Raw genomic sequence first — 17,628 nt, 5'->3', positions numbered from 1 at the left:
AGCCAGGCACCACCACCGAGGGTGAGTGCGGCGCAGGTGGCCGCCCCCATGAAGACCATCAGCCGCAGCTTACCGTCCCCGCTTTTCCATGCTTCCTCAACGACGCGCAGCGTGCGCGAGCGCGGCCGACGGCAACACCCACTTTCCGTGTGCACAGGTCGCGATTTACCGCACGTCCGGTGCGCTGTCGGTCCACTCCTTGGAGCACAGCAGGAGATGGTCCTCGTCGCCGGCCAGCGGCAGGTCCGTGCCCGTGAGTGCGGCGTGCACGAGATCTTCGATCGCGGTGGTCGGTGTGATGTCGAAGATCGACTTTCGACGCGGCCGGTCATCCGGAACGTGATCGAGCGTACGGAGCCGCGAGGGGGTCAGCAGCTCGAGGGCTTCGCGTTGAGCGGTGTCCGTCAGGATGCTGAAGATCCTCGCGACCTGACCCAAGTTGCTCCAGCCGACGTGGTCGAGGAGGCTGGGATGCAGGGCGACTGCCGGGTCGTTGGCCGGCTGGACGCGCAGTGCGACCAGCGGCCAGGGGCCTGTGGGCAATGCGACCAGCACCACCACTCGCGCGTACGCAGCCTCGAACGCCCCGCCGATGTTGTTAGGGTGATCCCGGGCGAGTTTCCACGCTGCGGTCCCTGACGCCGTACCGTCGCGCCGGATCGTCTTGCTTGCGGCCGGCCACAGCAGCCGGTGCGCCATCTCCTTCGGGAGGTACACGGTGTCCGGGATGGCGCTGTCGTTGGGCACCACCCTTGCTGCCCCGCTGTAGGCGACGTTCCGGGTCATGAGATGGTCGCGCAGGGATTCATGACGGGAGCGGGGGATCAGGCCGTCGGCGACAGACGCTGGTGCGCCGTCGGCTGGGGAGCCGACTTCCCCCAGGGGTTCGGAACCGAACAGGCTGTTCGCGGTCCGCTGGAACGAGCCACACCATTCCAGGCGGAATTTCTCGATGCCGAAGAATCCGGCTTTCCGCATGCTCGGGATCCTGCCGATGCGCTGAAGAACGGCGTTGTACCTCGCGTTCGCACCGGTCAGCGGCCCGTGATTGTACGGCCGCAGCCCGGCCGGGAGAACGGGGAGCGTACGGATGACGATCTGGGCGTTCGCCAGACCGACGGCGCTGGACGGATCAGCCCGGCGCGAAATGTCCAGAAGTGTCTCCACGGCCTCGCCGCCGGTCGGCAGCCGTGCCGAATCGTCGCCGTCATCGACGCGTACGTCCTCCGTCGGAAGGATCCGGCCGCGAAGAACCCCGAAATCTCTGCGGTCGGTGGCGACATACGCTTCGCACGCCACGACCGCTGCGAGCTCCTCGGGCGTGACACCGAGCCGTGTGGCCAGCTCCGCTCCGATGCCGCCGTGGAGCAACCAGGGGTGGACGATCGGAACGGGAAGGTCGATGTGGCCCAGCCTGGACATGCGCTCGGAGGCGGCGATGACCTTCTCGCCGCACCCCGTACACGTGCTCCCGATGGACCAACTGAACCCCCGCCTCCCGCACGCGCACTCATCACGTTCCGGGCCGAACACCCGCTTGTCGAAGAGGGGCTCGATGGGCGCTTGCGAGGGTAGCGGCGGACTCAGCGCACCGTGCGAGGCGGCGCGGACCTGCTCGTCGGTCATCAGATGCAGGCCGATTCCGGCCGGGCCGACACGTGCCCGGATTCTGGCGCCGGCAAGGAGCCGGTCCATACGGCGTATCGCCTGAGACGGGGAGTCGGACAGGCCACTCCATTCCTTGAGCGGAAGCCCGCTGGTGGGGAACGTGATTTCCCGGCTGTCGGACAGGATCGACTGGTAGAGCTCCACGCCCCACGGTGCCTCGCTTCGCGGCCCGTACAGCTCCAGGGCCAGCCATCGCGCACCGGTGGCGACGAGCCAGCGCAGCTGCCGGGCGGTGAGCGTCTGCGCCCCCTCCGTGAACTCGGTGGCAGCCATCGGCTGCCCGGTGAGCAGTGAGTGGGGGCCGGGGACAAGTGAGGGCGTGCCGTGGCCGGTCGGAGCGTACTTGTCGATGCGGACCGTGATGCGGCGGGTACCGCGCTCGCCGGGTGCCGGTGCCCACGGGTGATCGGACGCGACCACGACATCCGGTTCGTCGTCGAGCAACGTGGTGTTCCGCAGCGTCCAGCCGCTGCGGACCGCGCACACGACGACGGAGCCCTCCGTTTCTGCGGCGTAGATCGTGTCCCCGACCGACAGCGGGCGGTCAACGGCGACGGTCATGCTGATTCCGGTGCCGTACATACCGGTCCTGTCGATGCGACGACCGGGCGCGGGTTCGATGGAGCCCTCATCCTCAGCGCCGCCGGAAAGCGTGACACGCTGCGCAAGCACTCGCCCGCTGGAACGTCCGGCCATGCGCAGCGACTCGTCGCGCACCATCTCCTTCTCCGGGAAAATGGCACGCCGTAGCCGCTCTTCGTGGGACTGGTCGTCACTGTCGGTGAGGACGCGTTCGATGCCGGCGAGGACCTGGCCCGGTTCGGCCCTCGACCCCAGGCGTATCAGGCCGCCGCCGTCCAGCATCCGTCCACCGATGCCGGCGGGGGTCGGGGTGAGGCGTGATCCTGGAGTCACCGTGGTGTTGACATCCACCAGACGCGGAACGTTCACGGTCGCCGAGCCGGCGAACCGGCTGGACACCCAGGCGGCGTCGCCGCGAAGCGATGCGCTCGCGGCGACCGTGCACTCGGTGGTGGGGTCGATGAAGCGGAGCAAGTCGTTCGTTCTGCTGCCGCCGACGAGCCTGCTGCCGATGCGCAACTGGAAGGTCCGAGTGAGGTGGAAGTCGGCACGACGGACGGATCGGTGGTGGATCCGCCGGCGGAGGTAGTTGTGGAACCCGCGGTAGCTGTTTCGGCTGTCGACGCCTAGCAGCACCCGGCGGAACATCGACTCCAGCGCTCCGCGGGCCTCGGTCTGCCGGTCGTAGGCGATGGTGTCGGTCAGACTGAGAAAGCCCCCGGGGACATCGAAACCGTCGGCCGGCGGGATGTCCTCGAACCAGAACACGGCTGGAGCGCCGAAGACGATGGTGCCGTCACGGTCCCTGACGCCCAGCGGTATCGGGAGCAGCATGAGGGGCAGCGTGTGCCCGGTGCGGGTGCCGGATTCCTCGAGGAGGAGGTGGAGGGTGAGCGGGATCTGCAGGACTGACGGGTGGCCCTCGCCGTCGCGCAGCCGCCACAGGTTCTCCAGAGTGACGCGCTCACGGCACGAAGGGCACGTCCGGTACGTCGGAGGCTCTCCGCAGGATGGGCACGACGCAGAGTCGGGGGCGATCCTGCCAGTGCCATTCGCCGCCGCGCAGGCACAGGCGAAGCGATACCGTTCCTCCAGCCCGGTGAGGGCTCCGCAGGCGCAGCGCCACGTTCCCAACTCGTAGCCGTCCAGGGTGATCTGGGCGCGGCTGTCGGCTGACGAAGGTGGCAGCGCCGTGAAGAGACGTTGGAGAACCTTGTGGAGGCCGGCGGGCTGCCGCTCGTCGGGGGGCACGTCCAACTGCAGGAAGTCGGCCAGTCCCTGGCAGTGCTGCCGTTGGGTCGCCATCAGATCCGCATCGGTGGCCTCTTGCTCAGCCAACAGGATCTGCACGTATCGCAGCAGGTCCGGAGAGCGGGTGCTGAAGTAGTCGAGCCCGGTGCGGATGTCGGCGCGCAGCTCGTCGGTGCTGGAGGCTCTGCGCCGCAGGTCTCGGAAGTCCTCGTCCAGCAGGGTCGTGACGAGGTCGTGCCCCCGGCCGTCAGCGGCAGCGTCGCTGACGGCGTGGGAGACGGCGTACGAGGTGCGGACCTGCTTCCAGTTGCGGGAGTGTTCCCGCAGACGTGTGCGGGGGCGGCCGCTGGTCCAGAACGCCGCCACTTCCTCGCTGACCGATGTCACGCCCTGCACCGACCTGCTGCTTTGGCGCGAAAGTACTCTCGGAAGCGGCTGTGGCAGAAGCGGAAGTGCCCGTCGTGGACAAGGAGAAACCGCTGGATACCGGAGATCGTGTCGTCGAAGCTGAAGCCGTCCAGCCCGTCGACCAGCGCTATGAGGTCCTCGCGGGACAGCGCCTCGGCCTCCAGGAGGTAGCCGAGCATCTGCACGTGCTCGGGCCTGTGGCTGCTGCGCCGTAACTGCTCGAACTGACTGTCGAGGTATGCGGCCAGCCCTGAGGGCGTCTGTTCGACGTTGCCCGCGGTCAGGATGCCAGCCCCCACATCCTCCACCAGGAAGCGGAGGTAGAACGGGTCCCCACCGGATACGCCCACCAGCGTCTGCAGGAATTCGGGCCGGCCGGCCAGGCGGGCGGCGCCAGCCATCCGCAGCAGCGCTCCGACGGCGGGCTCGTCCAGTCCGGCGAGAGTCACTCTCAACGCCATGTCCCCGGGAGTCAGCCCGATGTCGCCGAGGTAGGTTCCGTCGCCACGAGTCCTGGCCGACAGGACGACGACCAGTCCCGACGGAAGCCGCTTCGGCAGCAGCCCATGGAGCTTGTCGTCCGGGCCGAGCTCGTCGATGCCGTCGAGCAGCACCACGGTCCTGATCTTGCGGGGCTTCTGGATGAGGCTGACGAATTCCTCCTCCAGGCTTCGCATATCAGTGCCGCGGATGTGCTCCGGGTTCAGTTGCTCGCACAGACTGTCCAGGATGTCGGCGCGGCGTGTGGAGTCGAAGCCGGCGCCGGGCCGCCGGTATGCCTGGCTGATGAAGTGGTAACGGAATTCACGGTTTCGCCTGGCCAGCTCGGCCATCAAGGAGGTCTTTCCGTATCCGGACAGTGCCTCGACGAACATGTATCCGGAGCTGTTGCCGGTGGCGAAGTCGAGAATCTGCGCCAACTCGGCGTCGCGGCCTGCGAAGAGGTGTGTGTGAGCGTCGATGAGGTGGCTGAAGAAGGCTCGGACGCCGCCTTCGCTCGTCATCCCGCGGGCACGCCGCCACACCTCCAGGTAGGGGACGGCATCGGCGTCGGAAAGGCCGGTCGCGTGGAGCAGGATCCGCAGTTTCGGCTCCGAAATGGTGCACCGGTCGCCGAAGAAGTCGCTGAGCGTGCCGCGTTCGAGGACGTCCCCGGCAGCCTGAGCAGCCCTGGTCAAATCCGCTTTCGACAGGTGCCGGCGTTCAGCCAGCTTCGCGACGGCGTCGCGTAACTCTGCCATGGTCTCAACGGTCGACACATCGGCCACGTCAGGCTCCGTCACTCCGGACCGCCCATCCGGACATCCCGGCGGGCGTAGCCATGGTGCCACGCAAAGCCGCGGACCATGCCCGTGACCGGGGTTGTCATGACGACGCCGATGGATCAGAGTCCGGATCCGCCTCCCGCCGTATCCGCCCTCTCGGGTTCGGCGGTTTCGTCGAGGTGCAGGGCGGGGCCGCGTGGCGCCCCGTCGTCGTCGACGAAGGGACATGTCATGGAAATCATCAGCGAAGTCGCCCCAGTGATCAGCGGAGCACTCCAACTGGCTTTGGCGCTGCTGAGGGTATGGGCTGACTACCGCAATCAACGACGCCCGCTCGGGGAGCACGACGGGCCCAGCGACCGAGAGCCGGCGACGCGGCGCACGTCCTGCCTGCGACGAGCCGCGCACGCGGATGCGGCTGAGCAAGGCCGTTGACGTGGACGTGGCAACGGCGGCGTACCGCGCCCCGTGCCACGGCTGGCTGGGCCAGGGCTCGGATCTGCTGGGGCGTGTGGTCGGCTCCTTCTATCGGTGCGGCAGCTCGCATCGCCTGATGAACCGAGCTGATCTGCTTGACAGCCCTTTGCGCTGGTCCAGGGACGTCCGGCCGGCGGGCGATTCAATCGCGCCGGCGCAGGTGGGCGTGATCACGTAGATCGGGCCGACGTCCGGGCAGGCGGCTCTTCTCACCCCAGCAGGAGCCGGCGGTCGGCTTCACTGAGCCGAACCGGGATGGCTGCCACAAGGCAAGCCTGTTGTTGCCAGGGCGCCGAACGGGGCGTACCGGGATGACCGTTATGCCCTTGCGCCGTGACGATGTCACCCGTCTGCTACAGCGGTGTCGTGGAACGACGCCGTCGGGATCCCCACGGTTCACAGCCCCCTCATAGTGATCAAGCAAGTACCGAGGAGCTGATAGTGCTTCGGCTTCAACTACTGGATACCAAGGGGTCTTACATGTTCGGCAACCGTCGCAAGGCGTTTCTCGTCTCAGCAGCCCTCGTCGGCGGCGCCATGTTGATGACGGCGTGCCAGGGCACGGACTCGGGCGCCGCGCAGAGCAGTTCGTCTGCCACTCCAGTCGACAAGACGGTCACCCCGTCGGGTTCGTCGACCGCGGGCAGCAATCAGGGCGGTGGGACGGACTCGACCGGGAAGGACTCCGGTGGGCAGGGCACGGCCGCCGGGACCGGTTCCAGCGAGAACGGCACGGTCGGAAAGTGCCGCACTGATGACCTGAAGATCACGGCGACGGACAACACCATCTCCGGCGACCCCGATGGCACCGTCACGGTGCAGCTGAAGAACAGCGGCGGCCGGGACTGTGCGATAACCGGGTACGCGGGCGTCGACCTGAAGACCAACTCGGGGTCGCTGTCCGCCAAGCGCAGTGGTGAGAAGGTCAACCCGATCATCCTCAAGAGCGGGAAGTCGGTGGCCTTCGGCGTCAACTACCCGGTCAACAGGTCGGGCGGCTCCGGCGTCCGTGTCACGGCGCTGCTGGTGACCCCGCCGAACGAGACCAAGACGGTCACCCTCCGATGGCCGGGCGCCGGCACGCTGCCCGTCACGGAGGACGGCGGCTCTCCGATGAAGGTCGGTCCGGTTGGAAGCGCCGGTCAGGGCGGATGATCTGCACGCCTTGGGCACTTGGCGAAAAGCGCGGCACTGATCACCACACCTGGACCTGCCCGGGAACCGTTCCGCCGGATCCTGCCGGCGTTGACCGGCGTGCTGGACACCTGCCGGGTCGGGCCTTCCAGGCCGACTTCGTCAGCTGGGGCTTCCATCCCGCGTCGCCCTGGCGCAACTACTGGCACCGGCATTCGTTCTATGACGTCTGTCTCGCCTACAGCAGGGCCGGACGGTTCCGTGTCTCCGCGGGAAGCCACGGCGTCGGTACCGGTGACGTCTTCCTGACCCGGCCCGGCCCGGCCCGGGCAGGTGCACGTGCACGAGATCGAGTCGAGTCACACCGACCCCCTCGGCATCGCCCACCAGGGCTTCACCCTGGGGACCGTGAACGAGGGCCCGCTCCCCGGGGAGCGGGGCTGGTGGTCCGGGCTCACCGACACCACCAGGCCGGTGGTGTCGCGGCGTATCGGATCGCTGGCGTCCCTCGTCTCCGCACTCGCTGACCACGCGGCCCCCGTCCAGTCGGGCTGCGAGACCGGATCGGCCGGCCTCGGGGCCGCACTCGTGGTGGACACCGGGCGAGCCTTCGCGGCCGACGACGACCTGGGCACGCAAGCGCCCGCGGCGCGCGGGCTCTCGCTCGCGGTGACGACGATGCAGCGGCACCTGGCCGACAACCTGTCCCAGCTCATGACGGTTCGGGACGTGGCGGCAGCCGTCCACCTGTCGGCACGGCATGCCGTGCGGCTGTTCCGGGAGGAGACCGGTGCCTCGTTAAGGGCTACGCTGCGCCACATGCGGCTCGACCTGGCCGCAGCCCTGCTCCTCGGCACCACCATCACGGTGATGGAAGTGGCCCGTTCCTGCGGCTATCTCGACGTCCGTGCCTTCAGCACCGCCTTCCGCCGCCGGCACGGCCACTCACCACTTGCGTACCGCGCTCTCAACGGCACGCCGCAGTTGTGACGACACCGCTGTTGCCTGATGCGGAGGTTGCCGGGACCCAGCGGGCGCGACGCCGTGGCGGCTGGTTCATCCCCGGAGGGGCCGTCTGTGAACGGACCGTCACCACCCGTGCGCTTTGCTAACGGGACGGCCCTTGGGCCGGATCCTCAGCGGCAGGGCAGATAGATGCAGTAGTGCTCGCTGGCTTCGTAGAAGCAGTAGACGGCGCCGTTCTCGAAGATCTCCACATCATTGCAGCCGCGATCGGCACTGCGAGTGGTAGGACGTGCTTCCTGGCAGGGGCTGCCCTCATTCGCAGAACGCCCCGCGTCCGAGCGACGCCTCACGATGACCGGCAGAGGTGCCGCGGGCTGCGAGAGACCGGCGAGGCTTGAGGCGTCGGAGGCTTTGACGCTACGGAAGGACTCGACGACCACCGACGCTTCCGCATCGATCGCGAACTCGATGAGATCGTCGCCGCTGGTGGTCCGCCGACCCGTCGCGGTACGGCCGCGGACCGCGGATTCGTCCACCCAGATGATCGGGTGGTCGTCGCAGGGGCACGGATCGGTCACACACACGCAGACCTGGATCGGCAGATTGCCGGCCTGTCGGAGCGGATAGTCGGCGGACACCTCGAGCGGTACGCCGGTGATGGCGGTGGTCGTGGCCTTGGCGAATGCCTGGGTCTTGGCGCTGTCGTAACTGGCCATAGTCACTCCCAGCTGAATTCGGAGCGGATTGCCAGCTCTGTGGGCCGGTCGGCCCTCAGCAGAGCGAGGCCGAAATGATGTGGAGAACCGCATCGCAACTGGGCCCGCGACGGGATCACCAATTCAGGCTAGCGCAGGGCCACGGCACCCGCCTGTCCGTACCGCGTCCCGGACTTCCTACCCGTCGACCAGGCCGCCGGCCCCACCCTCCTGACGGTGCAGCGGCGCACCGTCCCATGGGTGCCGCCCTCTGCCTGGTACCAAGGCCAGGGCAACCTCCGACCTGGTAGCAGTCTCGTCCGGAGCCGATCGGGTCCGGACGAGACTGCCGACCTCTTCGCCCCCCACATCTTCCTGCTCCTCCCGGAAGGCATGGGCCTGCGCATGATCGCGACCCGCGTACACCCCCGGCGTGCCCGAATGGGTGTCGCAGGCCTCGCTTGCGCGCTGCTGGCTCTCACCGCGTGCTCCAGCTCCAGTGGCGGATCACCGTCCAGCAGCGCGCCGGCTTCCCAATCCGCGGGTGGGGCGGCTCAGATCGTCATCAAGGACTTCCTGTTCAGCCCGGCCACGCTGACCGTCGCACCAGGTGCGGTCGTCACTTCAAGAAGGAGGACCAGACCACCCACACCGCAACAGCCACCGGATTCAAGGCGACGCAGTCCTGATGCCCGTCGTCTTCACCCTGCTCTTCGTGTACGTCTTCGACGGCGCCATCGGCCAGTCCCTCGGCGGCGGCCACCACCCGTACGTGCAGTACGTGATCCCCGGCAGACTCGCCATGACGAGCATGACCATCGCCCAGGGCGTGGGTACCGGCTTCAACGAGGACTTTCACAACGGCATCATGGACCGCTTCCGGACGATGCCCATCGGGCGCTCCTCCGTTTTGAACGCCAAGATCTCGGTGGAACTCCTGCGGATGCTGGTCGCCACCACCATGCTGATGATCGTCGCCGCCCTGGTTGACTTCGAGTTCACCAACTGGGCCGGCCTGTTTGTCGCCGTCGGGCTGGCCGGCCTGTTCGGCTCGGCCACGATGTGGATCTTCCTGGTGCTGGGCGTCACCCTGAAGAACGCCCAGTATGTGCAAGCCATGGGTTTCCTGGTCATGATGCCGCTGCAGTTCGGCTCCTCCATCTTCGCCCCGACCCGGTCGACGCCCGGATGGCTGCGCAACTTCACTGAGTACAACCCGATGTCGGGCCTGGCCGACGCGGCCCGCGGCCTGATGATCGGCGTCCCGATCGCCCAAGGCCTGGTGATCACGCTCGCCTGGACCGCCGGGCTCACGGTGCTCATGGCGCCCATCGCCATCCACAGGTTCACGGACCAAGAGCTGACGCGTGTCCTACACGGCTTCCCTGCCCGCAGATTGATGCCAGGTCGCGACGGATCTTTCCCGGAATTTCCGCGGCCTGGATAGTGAGGCCATCACTACCGGATCGCTGGAGGCCAGGGCCGCCCAGCACGAAGTGCCCGGTCTCGGGGGGACGTTCGTCCAGTAGCTCTCGGCGTCCCTGCCCTGGTCCCCGCCCGCACCTACGCTTGTGCCCCCTGCGGTCGTCAGGACCGCTGGGGGCACGGCGGCCGCGTCAGGGGTGGGTGCTCAGCAGCAATGGCCGGGGGAACTGCTCCTGCGGTGAGGAGACGGAGCCACTGACCGTCACATCACGCCCGGCGGTGGAGATTTTCCACGGCGAGTACCTCGTCCCGTCCGCTCCTGCGGGGAATCCCAGCGATGTCACGCGGGTGCCGGTGACCTGCAGTGCGTAGCCGTTGTCGCGGTCGTGGGTCATGCCGACGGCGACGATGCCGTCACGGGTGGCGGCCGCGCCGGTCAGTGGGCCGGCGTCGGCGGGCCGGTCCAGGAGTGTCCATGTCCGGCCGTTCCAGTGCATGATCAGTGCGTGGCCGCGGTCGTCCTCGTCCAGGAGGGTGCGGCCCACCGCCCACACATCGTGCGGGCCTTTGGCGATGACGTCGTTGAACTCGCCGTACAGGCCGCCGTACGGCGGTGTCGGCAGTGCGGTCCAGGAACGCCCGTCGTAGTGCAGGACGACCGGCCGGTCGTCGTCGCCGTAGCCGCTGCCGACCGCCCAGACGTCCTTCGGGCCGGATGCCGCGATCGCGTTGAGCCCCCAGTTCGCGTACTGCTTGGGCAGGGGCACACGGTGCCAGGCGTGTCCGTCCCAGTGCTCGACGAGGCCCTCGGAATGGTCGATGATCTGGGTCGGGCCGCCGTCCGGATCGGGGATCCGTTCGTCGAGGACCTGGGCCCAGCCCGCCGCCCACACGTTGTCCGGCGTGAGCGCGTCGACGCCCAGCAGGCCACCGCTGATCGAGTCCTGGGGCATGGGCGCCGGTTCGACGCGCCAGGTGTGGCCGTTCCAGTGCTGTGTCATGACGGGATCGCCCTCGCGGTCGGCGTCGCCGACCAGCCACCCGTCGCGGGCCGAGGTCGCCGCCAGGGCGTTGACCCGGCCGACTGCTTCGGGCGCGGTCGGCATCGCGGTCCAGGGCCCATTGGTGCGGTCGTCGTGCGTGTAGACGACCGGCTGGAACGAGCCGCTGCCGTCCTCGTCGCCCAGATGGAAGCCGGCCGTCCACGTGGTGTGTGCGTCAGGTCGGATCGAACCGCTCAGGACGGTGTCGCCGTCCGGCAGTTCGGCCGCACTCCAGCGCGGCGCGGCCGCGGCGGTCGCGGGGGCCGCTTCCGCGGTTGCGGGCAGCCCCCCGCCGATGACGAGCGCGGATACCGCGCCGATGAGCAGAGTTCCGACTCGTATGCCGACAGCCACGTCGTATCCCCCAGGCTCGGGGTGCGGCACCCCGTCCCTCTTATGACGCGCTGGCCGGCGGCGGATGTTACATCCTGCGTCGAGTCGTCGCCCGAGTGACGCGGAAGCGGGGCCTGCCGGACGACCGTCCGGCAGGCCCCGCTGCGTGTCGGGCGCCATGCCAGTGTGCCGGTGGGCAGTTAGGCACGGAGCTTACGACCCTCAGCACATCTTCCCGATCTCCAATGCTCGCGCCCGCTCTCCGATGTTCTGGGCGGATTCGCTCGGCCAGGCAGTGCCGGTGGGAGATGACGGTGTGGCTACCGGGACCGTCGTTGCTCCGCGAGTCCAGGACGAGGGCGTCTCCGCCTGGGCTCAGCGCGAACTGTTCGCCACGGAAGTCGCAGCCCCAGGCCAGCGACTCCAAGTCGGCAGGTCGGATGCTGAGCCGCACTGATACCGGCGGATGCCAGCGGTGGATTTGCTCAATCACGGCATCGATCTGTGAACCGATGGGTGGACCCCGGGTGGGCTTACGGCTCGGTCCGCGATTGACGGTGAGAGGAGCTCCGTCTCGGGGGCAGCCGATCTGGGGTGTGCGAGGACCGTTGACCAGCCCGGGGGTGTTGTGATGGGCGGTGCTCTGTCGGGATATTCGATGGTCGCCGCCTGTTGATGGTGGTCATACTGCCGCGATGGATCCAGTGACTCTCGAGACCGACCGTCTGCTGCTGCGGGCCTTCACGCCTGCCGACGTGGATGCGGTGTACGAAGCCTGCCAGGACGAAGACATCCAGTTCTACACCCCGGTGCCGGTGCCGTACCGGCGTGCGGACGCGGAGAAGCTCGTCGGCGAGAAGCTGCCCGTCCAGTGGGCCGAGGACAAGGACTACACCCTCGGCGCGTTCCGCAAGGAGACCGGCGCCCTGGTCGGCTCGTACTGCCTGACCCTCATCAGCCGCGGCGTCTGGGAGCTCGGTTACTGGGCGGTCAAGGATCAGCGCGGACGCGGGTACTCGGTTGAGGCCGCTCGGGCCCTGTGCGACTGGGGCTGGGCCACGCTCGATGTGCACCGCATCGAGTGGTGGGCCATGGCCGGGAACACCGGCTCGCGTGCCGTCGCCGAGAAACTCGGCTTCACCGTCGAAGGGACACTGCGCAATCGCAGCATCGCCAACGATGGCAAGCCGCACGACTGGTGGGTGGGCGGACTGCTGAGGCCCTGATGCTCGGGCCGATGCTTCGCCGGCTGCGTTTGCTCTTCTGCAGGGAAGTTCCCAGCTCGGACAGTTCCCGCTGAAGAGCCACACCCATTGATCATCGGCGGGCAGCCGTGACGTGGCAGTGGCCGCACGGATTCTTCGAGTGTGACCAAGAAGTGGGCCCGTGCGGCCTTGACCCATCCTGCCTTCTGCGGCGTCTCGCGTGCACATCTCGCCGATGTGATCGAAGCGTTGGCCGATGTGTGGCTCGCCCGGCGCGAGTCGGAGCTTCGTGAGCGGCGCGGTGCCGAGCGGCACCGGGAGGCCGGTACCGGCCCGAAGCACGACCTGGTCTTCACCGACCGCCTGCTCGTCACCCTGGTCCACCTACGCACCGGGCTCCCGCACGTCGCGCTCGCCGAGCTGTACGGAATCGCCCGCTCCACGATCTCCCGCGCCATCGGGGAGATTCGCCCGTTGCTGGCCGTGCGTGGCTTCGCAGTCCCCGACGACTCCGGCGTGCGACTTCGGACCCTGGCGGACGTGTTCGCCTACGCCGAGGCCGCGGGGATCCGGTTGCGGATCGACGGCGCCGAGACCCAGGTTCGCCGCCCGAAGGCAGGCAGGCCCGGGCGGCGGGCCTTCGTCTCCGGCAAGAAGGAGCAGAACATCATCAAGACCACCACTATCAGCGACGGCCAGGGCCGTCTGCTGTGGTCGGGTGCGGACCGCCCGGGGCCGCATGCACGACCAGACCGCGATGCGCACCGAGGGTATCGCCGAGCAGTTCCGGCTCCACTCGAAGGTGACGGCCGAGGTCGGCGAGGGCTACCGGGGGCTGGCCAACGAGTTCCCTGACCAGATCAGCGCCCCTCCGAAGAAGCCGAAGGGCGACGCGCCGCTCGGCGAGCAGTACGCCTGGCGGGAGATGCGCCGACGGCAGTCCTCGGAGCGGATCTGCGTCGAGCACGCCAACGCCGAATTGCGGCAGTGGTGCCCGCTCCAGCGCTACACCGGCTCACGCGAGGACTACGCCGCGACCCACCGGGCGATCGCTTCATTGGTTTCGGACCGTTCGGCTCGCCGACCGACCCGTCGCAAGCCGAGCACCGAGCTCGTGCTCGCCCGGCAGGCCGCCTGCTGATAAACCACCAGCCGACCCGCCAGGCCAGCACGCCCAAACCTCAACCGCGGACCAAGTCGTTAGGTGGGGCTATGCGTGGTATGCCGAGGTCGATCGCAATACCGCCGGGAGTTCGTCAGCGCTTGAGCGGCGCCCGTTTGGCTCGGGATGGGGTAGGCCTTGTCGGCCAGGACCCGGTCGGATGTGGTCCGGGGCGGCCTGCCCTTTCCCGTCCGGGGGATGCGGATGGTGTCTCAGGACCGCCTCGAGAGTGGTGGCGTCGTGGGCGTTGCCGGCGCTCAGCACGATCGACAGGGGCAGGCCGTGGCCGTCGACAGCAAGATGGATCTTGGTGGTCTGTCCGCCTTGGGACCGGCCGAGGACCTGCCGCGTCGCTGAGCGTTCCGGATCTTGCAGTTTATCCCCGCTGGTGTCGCCTCTTTTGCGGGCCTCGGCGGCGTGCTGGTGGGCCCGGTTGGCCGTGGAGCCGACCGATGCTGTCCATGCGATCCGGCGTGCCGCGTCGTCGCGTATCTGGACGTGCTCCAGCAGCCTGGCTCAGGTCCGGTCCGTTTCCCAGCGGGCGAACCGCTCTTCGGCGGTCTGCCAGGGACTGTACCGCTCGGGCAGGTTGCGCCATGGATCCCCGGTGAGCAGCCGCCACAGCACCCCGTTCACCACCTGGCGGTGATCCCGCCACGGACGACCCCGCCCGTCAACCCCCGGCAGGACGACTCTGTCGACTCATACGTTCCACTCTGGATCGCTGCGCCTGCGGATGGCTGAACAGCCAGGTGGTTCGGTCGGTGTGGACGGTGCCGGGTTCGACCGTGTTGATGGTGATCCCGTGCGGGCCGACCTGGTTGGCGAGGTTGCGGCCCAGCGTGGCCAGCGCCGCCTTGGACATCGAGTACGCCAGCTCGCCCGGGACCGAGATGCGGGTCACGCCGGAACCGATGTTGATGATCCGGCCGCCCTCCCCCATCAGCGGGAGCGCGCGCCGGATGAGGAAGTACGGCGCCCTGACGTTCACCGCGAAAAGGCGGTCGAAGGCTTCGGGGGTCTCGCCGTCACCGCCTTCGTCGACGGCCGCGTTGTTCACCAGGATGTCGAGTCGGTCGCTTCCCGTACGTTCCTGAAGCCCCGCCACGACCGCCTCGACGAGGGTGTCCGCGTCGCCGGGCACGCCGAGTTCGGCCCGCACCGCGAACGCCTGCCCACCCGAGGCCTCGATCGCGGCCACGGTCTCCTTCGCGGCGCCCTCGTCCCGTCCGTAGTGCACGGCCACCAGGGCACCGTCGGCGGCCAGGCGCTGGGCGATGCCCCGCCCGATGCCCCGCGACGCACCAGTGACCAGCGCGGCCTTGCCCGTGAGTACTGCCATCGGTCCCACTCCCCTCGGTTTGCCTCCGCGGTGTCGCGGCGCAGCCTCAGAATCCGCCGTCCGGCCTATGGCCATCAATGGCCGTCTCGGTACCGTTTCGTTAACCGAACGGTTCACAATCCAGGGGCGGGCACATGGAGTTGCGAGACATTGAGATCTTCCTGGCTCTGGCCGAGGAGTTGCATTTCGGGCGCACCGCCGAGCGGCTGCACGTCACCCAGGCCCGGGTCAGCCAGTCCGTGAAGAAGCAGGAACGGCGCATCGGCGCCTCACTGTTCGAGCGGACCACGCGCACCGTGCGGCTGACGCCGCTCGGCGAGCAGCTCCACCGCGATCTGTCCTCCGGCTACCGGCAGATCATGGAGGGGATCCACAGCGCGACCGCCGCCGCGGGCGGGGTGTGCGGCACGCTGTCGCTGGGCGTCATGGGATCCGAGACGCTGATGATCGGCCATGTCCTCGAACCGTTCCGGGCCCGTCACCCTGCCGTCGAACTGCACTACCGCGAGATCCAACCCACCACCCCCTTCGATGAGTTGCGCGCAGGAAAGGTGGACGCGGCGCTGGTCTGGCTGCCGGTCGACGAGGACGATCTGACCGTCGGACCCGTCACCCATATCTCTCCTGTGGTCCTGATGGTCAGCACCGGACATCCGCTCGCCGCCCGTGCCTCGGTCTGCCTGGAGGACCTGGGCGACTGCACCGTCCTGGCCTCGCCCTCACTCCCGTCCGGCATGGAGGAGGCCTTCCATCCCCGGCGCACACCGTCGGGGCGTCCCATCCGGCGTGGGCCCACTGCGTCGAGCTGGCACGAGCAGATGTCCCTTGTCGCCGGTGGGAACACCGTTTGCGCGGTGGTGGCCGAGGCCGCCCGCTTCTACCCCTGGCCCACCATCGCGTATCTGCCCATCCGTGACGCGCCACACTGCCAGTGGGCCCTGGTCTGGCGCACCACCGGCCACACGCCCGTCATCCGCGCTCTGGCCCGCACAGCCGCCGACGAGACGCCACAGTGAGCCAAAGGGCCCTCGCAGGACTCCAGGAGCGTCTGCGGGGGTCATACAGCGGGTTCGGCTTGACTCTCCGGTCGGTCGACAGGTCGTCGTGCGTTCAGGTTCGGTCTCGCTGGTGAGCAGGTGAGCAGGTGAGAGCCTGTTCGGTGGACAGGCGGTGGACAGACGCCTTTGTACGGGGCAGCACGGGGCGGCATGATCTGCCCGGGTGCACCCATTCTGATCAGCGGAGACGTCACTGTGCGGCAGGGCGCGGCACCGGGCGGGTCGATGATCGGGCTCATGACCCGGCGTCTGGGCCAGCCCCACCCTGCGCGAGCGTGAACCGGCCCGGACCGGCCTCGACCAGCCAGCCCCGCGCGACCAGGCGTTTCGCCTTCGAACGCAGGGCCTCCACCCGCGCCGGCACCACGTCCATCCCGAAGGCCGCGACCATCTCCTGGCAGGTCAGCGGCCCTTGATGGAGCCGGTGCCGGTCCGCGAGGGCCTGCACGATGCGCTGGTAGTCCACCGACAGCACCGACCGGGCAAGGCCTTCACGCCATACCGGGACCTGCGACCTGGGCTGGACCCCAGCCGCGGGCGGCGACGGCACATCCGCGCCCGGCAGATCCGAGGTGACCTCCGTATCGGCGGTGCCGGCGCCAGGAGCCAGTACCGCATCAACCCGTCTACGGGCGACCGTCCACTCCCGCCATTCCTCCTCGGCCGCGGCCAGCTCGGCCTGGATGCGGTCAACCTCCTCCCGCAGCCCATCGACACGACGACGAGCAGCAAGCTCGCGCTGTTCCAGCAGTCCGACAACCGATGGCATCCAGGCCTCCCCGGCGAGTGACAACCCGACAGGCCACACCTCCCACCGAACCACCGACCCCATGCCTGACCAGCGCAAACAACGCCCCCAAGTTCGGAACGACAACAGCGACTACGGTTTTGTTCTGGAATGCATCTCTGGCGAAGGCGGCGGCCAGCTGTGTTTTGCCCACCCCGCCCGGGGTCCAGCTCGTCGTCTCCGACGCCCACGCCGGCCTGGTCGAGGCGATCGGCGCCGCCCTGCCCGGCACCAGCTGGCAGCGCTGCCGCACCCACTACGCCCGCAACCTGCTGAGCAAGGTCCCGAAGTCCGCCCAGCCGTGGGTGGCCACGCTGTTGCGGACGGTCTTCGAACAACCCGACGCCGACGCCGTCCGCCACCAGATGGCCACCGTCATCACCACCCTCGACGACAAGTTCCCTGCCGCAGCAGAGCACTTGGACGCCGCCCGCGAGGACCCTCCTGGCGTTCACCGCGTTCCCGGGGGTGGTCTGGAAGTCGATCTGGTCGAACAACCCGCAAGAGCTGCTGAACAAGGAAATCCGACGCCGCACCGATGTCGTGGGCATCTTCCCCGACCGGCCCGCGATCCTGCGGCTGATCGGCGCGGTCCTGGCCGAGCAGACCGACGAATGGATCGAGGCCCGCCGCTACATCGGCAGCGAGATCCTCGCCCGCTGCCGCCTCCACCCGATCGAGGGAGAAGCCACCGACGAGATCAGCACGACAGCCCTGACCGCCTAACCTCAAAACGAATCACCGATTGGCCGTCGATACACCACGCCAACGGACGTGACCTCAGGGGCAGCGCGTCCCACCGGCGGCCGGTCTCACCGCGGGTGATC

General features: G+C 68.5%; 12 protein-coding genes and 3 pseudogenes. 8 read left to right on the top strand and 7 right to left on the bottom strand.

From position 1 onward, the window contains the following. Nucleotides 1-165: 165 nt before the first annotated feature. Both AC07DC_RS31120 and AC07DC_RS31115 read right to left on the bottom strand, forming a co-directional pair. Nucleotides 166-3,888, bottom strand: a complete 3,723-nt coding sequence (locus tag AC07DC_RS31120) for a hypothetical protein (RefSeq protein WP_478917824.1) — start codon at nucleotides 3,886-3,888, stop codon at nucleotides 166-168. Next, the gene (locus tag AC07DC_RS31115; protein ID WP_478917823.1) at nucleotides 3,885-5,150 is read right to left on the bottom strand and encodes a P-loop NTPase family protein; all 1,266 of its coding nucleotides are present in this window, start codon (nucleotides 5,148-5,150) and stop codon (nucleotides 3,885-3,887) included. Before AC07DC_RS31115 ends, AC07DC_RS31120 begins: the two co-directional genes overlap by 4 nt. Before the next feature lie 981 nt (nucleotides 5,151-6,131). Here AC07DC_RS31115 and AC07DC_RS31110 point away from each other — a divergent pair. Together AC07DC_RS31110 and AC07DC_RS31105 are read left to right on the top strand one after the other, a co-directional pair. After that, nucleotides 6,132-6,806 (top strand): DUF4232 domain-containing protein, encoded by a 675-nt coding sequence (locus tag AC07DC_RS31110; protein WP_478917822.1) that lies wholly within the window; start codon nucleotides 6,132-6,134, stop codon nucleotides 6,804-6,806. Nucleotides 6,807-7,124: 318 nt separating this feature from the next. Further along, complete coding sequence (locus AC07DC_RS31105; RefSeq protein WP_478917821.1) at nucleotides 7,125-7,775, top strand: helix-turn-helix transcriptional regulator; 651 nt, start codon at nucleotides 7,125-7,127, stop codon at nucleotides 7,773-7,775. Nucleotides 7,776-7,921: 146 nt separating this feature from the next. Here AC07DC_RS31105 and AC07DC_RS31100 read toward each other — a convergent pair whose 3' ends face one another. Further along, nucleotides 7,922-8,467, bottom strand: coding sequence for a hypothetical protein (locus AC07DC_RS31100; protein ID WP_478917820.1), 546 nt, complete (start codon nucleotides 8,465-8,467; stop codon nucleotides 7,922-7,924). 655 nt (nucleotides 8,468-9,122) lie between these two features. Between AC07DC_RS31100 and AC07DC_RS31095 the strand changes: the two are divergent. Then, a pseudogene (locus AC07DC_RS31095) lies at nucleotides 9,123-9,794 on the top strand (ABC transporter permease); the annotation flags it as partial. Nucleotides 9,795-10,062: 268 nt separating this feature from the next. On the opposite strand, the gene AC07DC_RS31090 reads toward AC07DC_RS31095, so the two are convergent. Beyond that, complete coding sequence (locus AC07DC_RS31090; RefSeq protein WP_478917819.1) at nucleotides 10,063-11,268, bottom strand: hypothetical protein; 1,206 nt, start codon at nucleotides 11,266-11,268, stop codon at nucleotides 10,063-10,065. A 674-nt stretch (nucleotides 11,269-11,942) separates the two neighbouring features. On the opposite strand from AC07DC_RS31090, the gene AC07DC_RS31085 reads away from it, so the two are divergent. From AC07DC_RS31085 to AC07DC_RS31075, 3 genes are all read left to right on the top strand, one after another. Continuing rightward, nucleotides 11,943-12,473: a GNAT family N-acetyltransferase gene (locus AC07DC_RS31085; protein WP_478917818.1), complete on the top strand. Its 531-nt coding sequence runs from the start codon at nucleotides 11,943-11,945 to the stop codon at nucleotides 12,471-12,473. Between the two features lie 141 nt (nucleotides 12,474-12,614). Further along, the gene (locus AC07DC_RS31080) at nucleotides 12,615-13,307 is read left to right on the top strand and encodes a helix-turn-helix domain-containing protein (protein ID WP_478917817.1); all 693 of its coding nucleotides are present in this window, start codon (nucleotides 12,615-12,617) and stop codon (nucleotides 13,305-13,307) included. Next, nucleotides 13,255-13,593 carry a transposase gene (locus AC07DC_RS31075; protein ID WP_478917816.1) on the top strand — a complete coding sequence of 113 codons (339 nt, stop codon included), beginning with the start codon at nucleotides 13,255-13,257 and terminating at the stop codon, nucleotides 13,591-13,593. Before AC07DC_RS31080 ends, AC07DC_RS31075 begins: the two co-directional genes overlap by 53 nt. Nucleotides 13,594-13,745: 152 nt before the next feature. Here the strand turns inward: AC07DC_RS31075 and AC07DC_RS31070 are convergent. Then, nucleotides 13,746-14,301, bottom strand: a pseudogene (locus AC07DC_RS31070) (IS5 family transposase); the annotation flags it as partial. After that, nucleotides 14,288-14,956 (bottom strand): SDR family NAD(P)-dependent oxidoreductase, encoded by a 669-nt coding sequence (locus tag AC07DC_RS31065; protein ID WP_478917815.1) that lies wholly within the window; start codon nucleotides 14,954-14,956, stop codon nucleotides 14,288-14,290. The gene AC07DC_RS31065 and the pseudogene AC07DC_RS31070, both read right to left, overlap by 14 nt. Nucleotides 14,957-15,090: 134 nt before the next feature. Here AC07DC_RS31065 and AC07DC_RS31060 point away from each other — a divergent pair, with 134 nt between their 5' ends. Next, nucleotides 15,091-15,972, top strand: a complete 882-nt coding sequence (locus tag AC07DC_RS31060) for a LysR family transcriptional regulator (RefSeq protein ID WP_478917814.1) — start codon at nucleotides 15,091-15,093, stop codon at nucleotides 15,970-15,972. 277 nt (nucleotides 15,973-16,249) lie between these two features. On the opposite strand, the gene AC07DC_RS31055 is transcribed toward AC07DC_RS31060, so the two are convergent. Beyond that, nucleotides 16,250-16,783 carry a hypothetical protein gene (locus AC07DC_RS31055; RefSeq protein ID WP_478917813.1) on the bottom strand — a complete coding sequence of 178 codons (534 nt, stop codon included), beginning with the start codon at nucleotides 16,781-16,783 and terminating at the stop codon, nucleotides 16,250-16,252. A gap of 179 nt (nucleotides 16,784-16,962) precedes the next feature. Here AC07DC_RS31055 and AC07DC_RS31050 point away from each other — a divergent pair. Continuing rightward, nucleotides 16,963-17,527 (top strand): annotated as a pseudogene (locus tag AC07DC_RS31050) (transposase); the annotation flags it as partial. Between the last annotated feature and the right edge of the window lie 101 nt (nucleotides 17,528-17,628).

The organism is Streptomyces sp. NPDC045021, from assembly GCF_056432645.1.
Note: the sequence above shows the minus strand (reverse complement) of the source record. Positions and strands in the feature narration are given on the sequence as shown.

What these genes read in the sequence shown, in the direction of transcription:
- AC07DC_RS31115 (WP_478917823.1), bottom strand. Translation starts at nt 5,150, where the DNA reads ATGGCAGAGTTACGCGACGCCGTCGCGAAGCTGGCTGAACGCCGGCAC.
- AC07DC_RS31110 (WP_478917822.1), top strand. Translation starts at nt 6,132, where the DNA reads ATGTTCGGCAACCGTCGCAAGGCGTTTCTCGTCTCAGCAGCCCTCGTC.
- AC07DC_RS31100 (WP_478917820.1), bottom strand. Translation starts at nt 8,467, where the DNA reads ATGGCCAGTTACGACAGCGCCAAGACCCAGGCATTCGCCAAGGCCACG.
- AC07DC_RS31085 (WP_478917818.1), top strand. Translation starts at nt 11,943, where the DNA reads ATGGATCCAGTGACTCTCGAGACCGACCGTCTGCTGCTGCGGGCCTTC.
- AC07DC_RS31065 (WP_478917815.1), bottom strand. Translation starts at nt 14,956, where the DNA reads ATGGCAGTACTCACGGGCAAGGCCGCGCTGGTCACTGGTGCGTCGCGG.
- AC07DC_RS31060 (WP_478917814.1), top strand. Translation starts at nt 15,091, where the DNA reads ATGGAGTTGCGAGACATTGAGATCTTCCTGGCTCTGGCCGAGGAGTTG.
- AC07DC_RS31055 (WP_478917813.1), bottom strand. Translation starts at nt 16,783, where the DNA reads ATGCCATCGGTTGTCGGACTGCTGGAACAGCGCGAGCTTGCTGCTCGT.